Origin of the sequence: Pseudonocardia sp. NPDC049154, from assembly GCF_040648315.1 — a bacterium.
Classification (GTDB): domain Bacteria; phylum Actinomycetota; class Actinomycetes; order Mycobacteriales; family Pseudonocardiaceae; genus Pseudonocardia.
Genome location: NZ_JBEZDN010000218.1, coordinates 1 through 6488, shown reverse-complemented (window position 1 = coordinate 6488; position 6488 = coordinate 1). Strand labels below are relative to the sequence as shown.

Annotated in this window: 5 protein-coding genes; 1 reads left to right on the top strand and 4 read right to left on the bottom strand. The window is 75.2% G+C overall.

The annotated features are described in order from the left end of the window. Positions 1-55: 55 nt before the first annotated feature. The 4 genes from AB0B41_RS42300 to AB0B41_RS42285 form a co-directional block, all read right to left on the bottom strand. On the bottom strand, positions 56-697 hold the full coding sequence (locus tag AB0B41_RS42300; RefSeq protein WP_358212772.1) for a response regulator transcription factor: 642 nt from the start codon (positions 695-697) through the stop codon (positions 56-58). Next, positions 694-1812 carry a histidine kinase gene (locus AB0B41_RS42295; RefSeq protein ID WP_358212774.1) on the bottom strand — a complete coding sequence of 373 codons (1119 nt, stop codon included), beginning with the start codon at positions 1810-1812 and terminating at the stop codon, positions 694-696. The genes AB0B41_RS42300 and AB0B41_RS42295 overlap by 4 nt, the downstream gene beginning before the upstream one ends. Next, a complete protein-coding gene (locus AB0B41_RS42290) occupies positions 1812-2324 on the bottom strand; it encodes a hypothetical protein (protein ID WP_358212770.1) in 513 nt (170 codons plus the stop codon). The genes AB0B41_RS42295 and AB0B41_RS42290 overlap by 1 nt, the downstream gene beginning before the upstream one ends. Positions 2325-2411: 87 nt before the next feature. Further along, on the bottom strand, positions 2412-4157 hold the full coding sequence (locus tag AB0B41_RS42285) for an enoyl-CoA hydratase-related protein (RefSeq protein WP_358212768.1): 1746 nt from the start codon (positions 4155-4157) through the stop codon (positions 2412-2414). 823 nt (positions 4158-4980) lie between these two features. On the opposite strand from AB0B41_RS42285, the gene AB0B41_RS42280 reads away from it, so the two are divergent. Next, positions 4981-6488 (top strand): ATP-binding protein (locus tag AB0B41_RS42280; protein WP_358212766.1); only part of this gene is annotated, 1508 nt, incomplete at its 3' end.

The following is a 6488-nucleotide window of genomic DNA, read 5'->3' as shown; positions in this document are numbered from 1 at the left end:
TGCGCGGTTAGTGGTGCTGGAGCACCACTTACCGCGCACAGGCGCCGGAGGCGCATCACCCGCCCGTGAGCCCGTGCCGGTAGGCGTACCGCACGGCCTGGGCCCGGTCGCGCAGCCCGGCCTTGGCGAACAGGTGGTTGACGTGGGTCTTGACCGTCGCCTCGCCGACGACGAGCCGGCGGGCGATCTGCTGGTTGGACAGGCCCTCGGCGATGAGCGTCAGCACCTCCGCCTCACGCGGGGTCAGCCCGTCCGGGAGGGTGGCCGGGGCCGGTGCCGGGGCGGACGCGCCGACGAGCCGCGCGGCGGCGACCGGGTCGAGCGTGGTCTGCCCGTCCGCGGCCGAGCGGAGCGCGCGCCCGATCGCCTCGGCGTCGGCGTCCTTGGAGAGCCAGCCCGCGGCGCCCGCACGCAGGGCGGGGACCACCGCCTCGTCGTCGACGTAGGTGGTGAGGACGACGACCGCGGTGCCGGGATGCTCGGTGCGGACCCGGCGGGTGGCCTCGACCCCGTCGACGCCGGGCATCCGCAGGTCGGTGAGCAGCACGTCCGGCGCGTGCTCGGCGACCAGCTCCAGGGCGGCGGCGCCGTCCGCGGCCGCACCGACGACCTCGATCCCAGGCAGCAGGCCGAGCAGGGTGACCAGGCCGTCCCGGACGATCCGCTGGTCGTCGGCCAGCACCACACGGAGGGTCACGGGGCCGCGGGGACCGTCAGCCGCACCCGCCATCCGTCCTCCGTCGGTCCCGCGTCCAGCCGGGCGCCGACCAGCGCCGCCCGCTCGGCCATCCCGACCAGACCGTAGCCGCCGGCGCCGGGGTCGGGACGGGCGCCGGTCACGTCGGTGACCTCGAGCTCGACCTCCCCGCCCGCCGGCCGGAGGCGGACCGTGACGGGGGCGCCGGGGGCGTGCCTGCGCGCGTTGGACAGCGCCTCCTGCGTGGTCCGGACGAGGGTCTCGCGGGCCTCGGGGGAGACCTCCGGGAGGTCGTCGGCCAGGTCGAGGGTGGCGCCGGGATGGTCGGCGGCGAGCACCCGCAGTGCGGTGGGCAGGTCGACGGGGCCGCTGCGCAGGGCGTGCACGGCGCGGCGCGCCTCGGCGAGGCCCTCGGTCGCGAGTCGCTGCGCCCGCTCGACCTGGGCGACGGTGTCCGCGGGCGCGTCGTCGCGCTGCAGCATCAGCCGCGCGCCCTGCAGCTGCACCGACAGCGCGGACAGGGAGTGCGCGAGGACGTCGTGCACGTCCCGGGCGATCCGCGCGCGCTCGGCCAGCGCCGCGGCCCGGGCGTGCTCCTCGGTGGCCCGGGTCTCCGCGGCCCGGGCGAGCTCGCGCTCCTCGGCGCGGCGGTGCGCGTCCCGCCGGCTCATCCCCACCAGCAGCACGCTGACCAGCCCGAGCGTGACGAGCAGCGACTCCGTCAGCTCGCCGCGCGCGATCGTCAGCGCGAGGGTCAGGGACACCGCCGCCGCGAGCGCGACGGCGGGGAGCCGGGTGAGCCGGGCCCCCGCGGCGCCGACGGCGACGAAGCAGAAGGCCACCGACACCGACCAGCTCCCGGCCAGGGCGGCCATGAGGCAGCCGCCGGCGGCCGTCGCGACGAGTCCGGCAGGGTCCCAGCCGGGGCGCTCGACGCGGGCGGCCATGACCACCCAGCCGACGCTCGCGAGCGCCGTGGCCGCCACGGCGAGCGGGGTCACCGGCAGCCGCGGGCTCCCCGCCCAGGCGGCGGCGACGATGATCGGCAGCCAGATCAGGGCCGCGGCCCGCCGCAGGACGGAGGGCCGCGACCCGGGGCCGGCCGCGTCGAGCATCACCCCCCGATCCTCGCGCGCGGCGACCCGGCCCCGTCAACGCCGGCCACCGCGGCGACCCGGTCGCGCAGCACCCGGCCCTGCACCAGCAGGCTCAGCCCGAACGAGGCGAGCAGCGTGGCCGAGGCGAGCGCGCCGGCCCCCAGCCGGACGGCGAGCAGACCCAGCCCGATCCGCAGCCCGATCGTCAGCACCCACAGCGCGAGGGTGACCGCGCCGCCGCGCTGGTGCAGCACGCCGTCGCGCACGAACAGCCGCACCGACCGGCCGCGCAGCACCCCGAGCCCGACGACGAGGAGCAGCTCGGCACCCGTCAGCGCCAGCCCGACGGTGGTCACCGGCGGGTGCGCCTGCAGCAGGGTCAGCACGCCGAGGACCGTCAGCACGAGCGGCACGAGCATCGTCCGCTGCGCCGTGACGGGCCGGTCGGTGAGCTGCCGGGCCACGACCAGCACGAGCAGCACCCCGACGACCAGGGCGGTGACCAGCGGGTTCCCCGAGGCGAAGTCCATGCCCGGGAGCCTGCCCGGAACGCGGACGGAGATCGTCGGCCCGCGGGTCGATCCCGGGTGGAGCGGCGGCTCCACCCGGGGGTGGAGTCAGCCCGCGATCTCCGCGACGACCGGCGCCGCCTCCGCCGTCGCCTCGCGCAGGGAGCGGGCGACCGTCGGGTCGTCGAACGAGGTGTCCCTGGCCTTCGTCACGAACTCGTGCCGCAGCCGGGCGTAGCCGAACCGGTCGTCGAACATGTCCCGGCTCATCTCGGCCAGCTCCTGGACCCGGTAGGTCTCCAGCGGGCGGCGGAGCTCGTCGGCCTCCCGGGCGGCCTGCTTGGCGGCCAGGGCGGCGGCGTACCCGTCGCCGGTGGCGAGCCGGACCGCGTGCTCCACGACCTGCTCGTCGAACGCCGCGCGGTCGCCGTCGAGCACCTCGTCGACCAGGCCGGTGCGCAGCGCCTCGGCCGCGCCGACCGGCAGGCAGTCCCGGGTGAACCGGACGGCGTCGGCCGGGCCGACCCGGCGCGGCAGCGCGTAGGTCCAGTACTCCGAGCCGGTCAGGCCCATGTTCCGGTAGTGCGGGTTGAGCACGGCGCCGCGGCGCAGCAGCACGGTGTCGGCGCCCAGCGCCATCATCACGCCGCCCGCGCCCGCCGGCCCGCCCACCGCGGTCACGACGAGCTGCGAGGTGCAGGTGAGCAGCTCGCGGCAGACGTCGTTGATCGCGTTGATGTTGCGCCAGCTCTCGCCGGTCGGGTCGGGGCGGCCCTCGGCGACGTTGAGGTGGATGCCGTTGGAGAAGATCTCGCCGCCCTCGAAGACCAGGACCTTCGTGTCCTGGACGGCGGCGTGCCGCAGCGCGGCGGCGACCCGGTGGCCCTGTCCGGCGGACATGGCGCCGTTGTAGAGGTCGGCGCGCACCACGCCCACGCAGCCGTCCGGCCCGACGCGGCGGTAGCTGATCTCGCGGTAGCCGTCCGACGGGCCGGTGGGCCGCTCGAGCGACTCCGGCACCTCGTCGAGGGCGCCCTCGAGGGCGCCGCCCAGCACGGTCGCGGCGGGCAGCTTCACCCCGCCCGGGACACGGGCGTGCCCGATCCACACCGCCCCGTCGCCGGTGCGCACCAGGAGGGCGCCGTGCCGGCGCAGCGCGATGGAGCCGGGGGTGCCCGGGGTGGCGGAGCCGCGGTGGGCGTCGAACACCGACAGCGCGACGCCGGCGAGCTCCGAACGCACACCCGGCGCCCCGTCGCCCGCCCGCACGCGGCGCAGCACGTGGTCGGTCGGGTCCTCCCAGGAGAAGACCCGGTCGGTCTGCTTCATGGTCGGCCGGAGCCGCCCGATCACCGCGTCGCCGAAGGACTCCGCGGGCTGCGGCACGAACGCGGGGTCCTGCGCCTTGGCGACGACCTCGCGCGCCAGCTCGACGGCGGCATCGGCGACGGGCCCGTTGTAGACGGCGGACTTGCGCGGCGGCTCGGCCGGCATCGGGAAGGTCCGGTGGCCCCAGATCGGGCCGGCGTCCATCTCCTCGACGGCCTGCAGCGCGGTGACCCCCCACACCGGCTCCGCGTCCGTGATCGCCCAGTCGATCGACGACGGGCCGCGGTCGCCCAGCGGGCCCGGGTGGATCACCACGACCCGCTGACCCCGCCAGACGTCCTCGGGGACCCGCTCCTTGAGGAACGGGCAGAGCACCAGCTCGGGGCGCGTGGTCTCGACGGCCTTGCGGATGGCGGCCTCGTCGTGCGCGAGGCGGACGTCGAGGTGGTGCCCGTCCTCGCGGAGCTCCGTCCAGACGCGCTGGGTCAGCCCGTTGTAGGACGAACAGAGCAGCAGGATTCTCACGTACTTCTCCGGGTGATCGACCAGTGGGGGAGCACTGCCGACCGGGCGCCACGCTGCACCGCGGTCTCCACGACCGCGCGCGGGTTGCCCCCCGGTGCTGCACGTGGACCGCAAGGCACGTTACCTCGATGGTGCGGGTGATCGACTGGGCCGAACGGCCGAGAAGATCGACTCCCGGCGGAGGTACCCGACTCGCGAGCGAGAACGTCGTCGCAGGTGGTCAGGGGTTCTGCAGACTCGGACTTCCGCACGCCGACACGCCGAAGTAGACGCGGTGAGTCGCCGAGCGGTCACCTCGGGTACCTCGCCGTTGCGCCGAAGCGGTGAATTCGCCGCGCTCCGGCGTCGTGTACTCACGCGCGGTCGCCCTTTCGTCGGGCCGGTGTCGCCCGCGTCCGAAGGGCCTATCGGCCGCCTCCTTGGACTCACAGGGAGGGCCGTGCAACGACCGTGCCGGGCGATCTCTCGCCGGATGAACCTCTTTCGCGGCGAGTGGTCGGCAGTCTGAGCCCGGCGGTCGCAACGCCCCCGGACCGGCCACGGCACTCTGCCGAACGGCGGTGTCCGATCCACCTCGGACAGGGGCGAAAGGCCCTGACTGCGCGCCGATCGGCAATCCACACCCGCGTTGATCACCCGTTCGCACTCGACCGAGTCATGCCCGGGACACGCTCCGTGTACCTTCCGCCGTCGACGCGTGCGAAATCCGGCCGGGCCCCCGACCCGAACGGATGACTCCCCGGACGGGCCCGGGGCCGAGAGTGAGCGGCCTGCCGGCGGCGCGCGACGAGCTGGACGAAGCGACCGAGAGGGTGGCCGACGAATGACGAGGCTGCTGGACTGGCTGCCACGCGGCAACACGCTCGACGAGGCGTCGTTCCGCAGGCGGCATCTTCTGCTGCAGTGGGTCCTGGCGGCCCACATCCCCGTGCTGTTCCTGTTCGGGTGGCTGCTCGGCAACCCGCTGGGGCTGGTGCTCGGGGCCGCCATCGCGCCCGTCGTCGTGCTGCTGGTGGCCGGGCACTTCGTGACGCAGCGGCGCGTCGCGGCCTCGTGCATCAGTGCCGGGCTGGTGTGGTGCTCCATCGCGCTCGTGGCCGTCACGCACGGCACGATCGAGTCCCACTTCCACTTCTTCATCATCATCGGCTTCATCGCGCTCTACCAGGACTGGGTGCCGTTCCTCTGGAACATCCTGCTGACCGGGGTGTCGCACGGCGTCGGGACGATCTTCTACCCGGCCCTGATGTTCAACCACCCCGCCGCGCAGCGGGACCCGTGGCTGTGGGCCGGCATCCACGCCGGCGCCGTGCTCTTCGCCTGTGTCGGCATGGTCATCTTCTGGCGGATCACGGAGGACGAGCAGCACGAGAAGGAGGAGCTCGGCCGCGAGCTCGTCCGCGCCGACGCCGAGATCGGCCGCCGGCAGTTCACCTCGGACATGCTGGTCAACCTGGCCCGCCGCAACCAGTCGATGCTCTACCGCCAGCTGGACATCATCAACCAGCTCGAGGAGAAGGAGCAGGACCCCGACGCGCTCGCCGAGCTGTTCAAGCTCGACCACCTCGCCACCCGTGTCCGGCGCAACGCCGAGAGCCTGCTCGTCCTGTCCGGCGAGCAGCCGCCCCGCGTCTGGTCGGCGCCGGTGTCGATGCGCGACGTCGTCCGTGCCGCGATCGCGGAGACCGAGGACCTCGAGCGGGTCGAGTTCTCCGTCGACGACCGGATCGCGGTCGCCGGCCACAGCGTCGCCGACCTGACCCACCTGCTGGCCGAGCTCACCGAGAACGCCGTCCGCTTCTCCCCGCCGGACACCGCCGTTACGATCCGCAGCCGCCCGCAGCGGGCCGAGATCGGCGGCCAGGTCCTCACGATCGAGGACTGGGGCGTCGGGATGCCCGACGACGAGCTGGCCGCGGCCAACGAGCTGCTCATCCGGCCCCGCGAGGTCGACCTGTCGGTGTCGCAGCGGCTGGGCTTCCACGTGGTCGCGCGGCTCGCGGCGCGGCACGCCATCGAGGTGTCGCTGTCGACCACGCCCGGCTCCGGGCTGACCGCCGTCGTCATCCTCCCCGCGGCGCTGTTCGTGGCCGACCCGCAGGCCGGGCCGCACGCCGGGATCGGCAGCGGGCCCGAGCAGACCCGCCGGGCCACCGCGGTGCACGAGCAGACCCCGGCCGAGCACGCCCGCCGCGCCTCGGCCACGGCGACCGCCGAGCGCAGCCCGCTCCCCGGTCTCGCGGCCGCCGCCGCCCCGGCCTGGACCCCGCCGGCGCCCGCCGCCCCGCAGGACCGGCCGACCCCGGTCGCGCGCCGGGCCCCGGCCGCGCC

Excerpts from the sequence above, each read along its gene's own strand:
- AB0B41_RS42295 (WP_358212774.1), bottom strand. The coding sequence starts at position 1,812 with ATGCTCGACGCGGCCGGCCCCGGGTCGCGGCCCTCCGTCCTGCGGCGG.
- AB0B41_RS42290 (WP_358212770.1), bottom strand. The coding sequence starts at position 2,324 with ATGGACTTCGCCTCGGGGAACCCGCTGGTCACCGCCCTGGTCGTCGGG.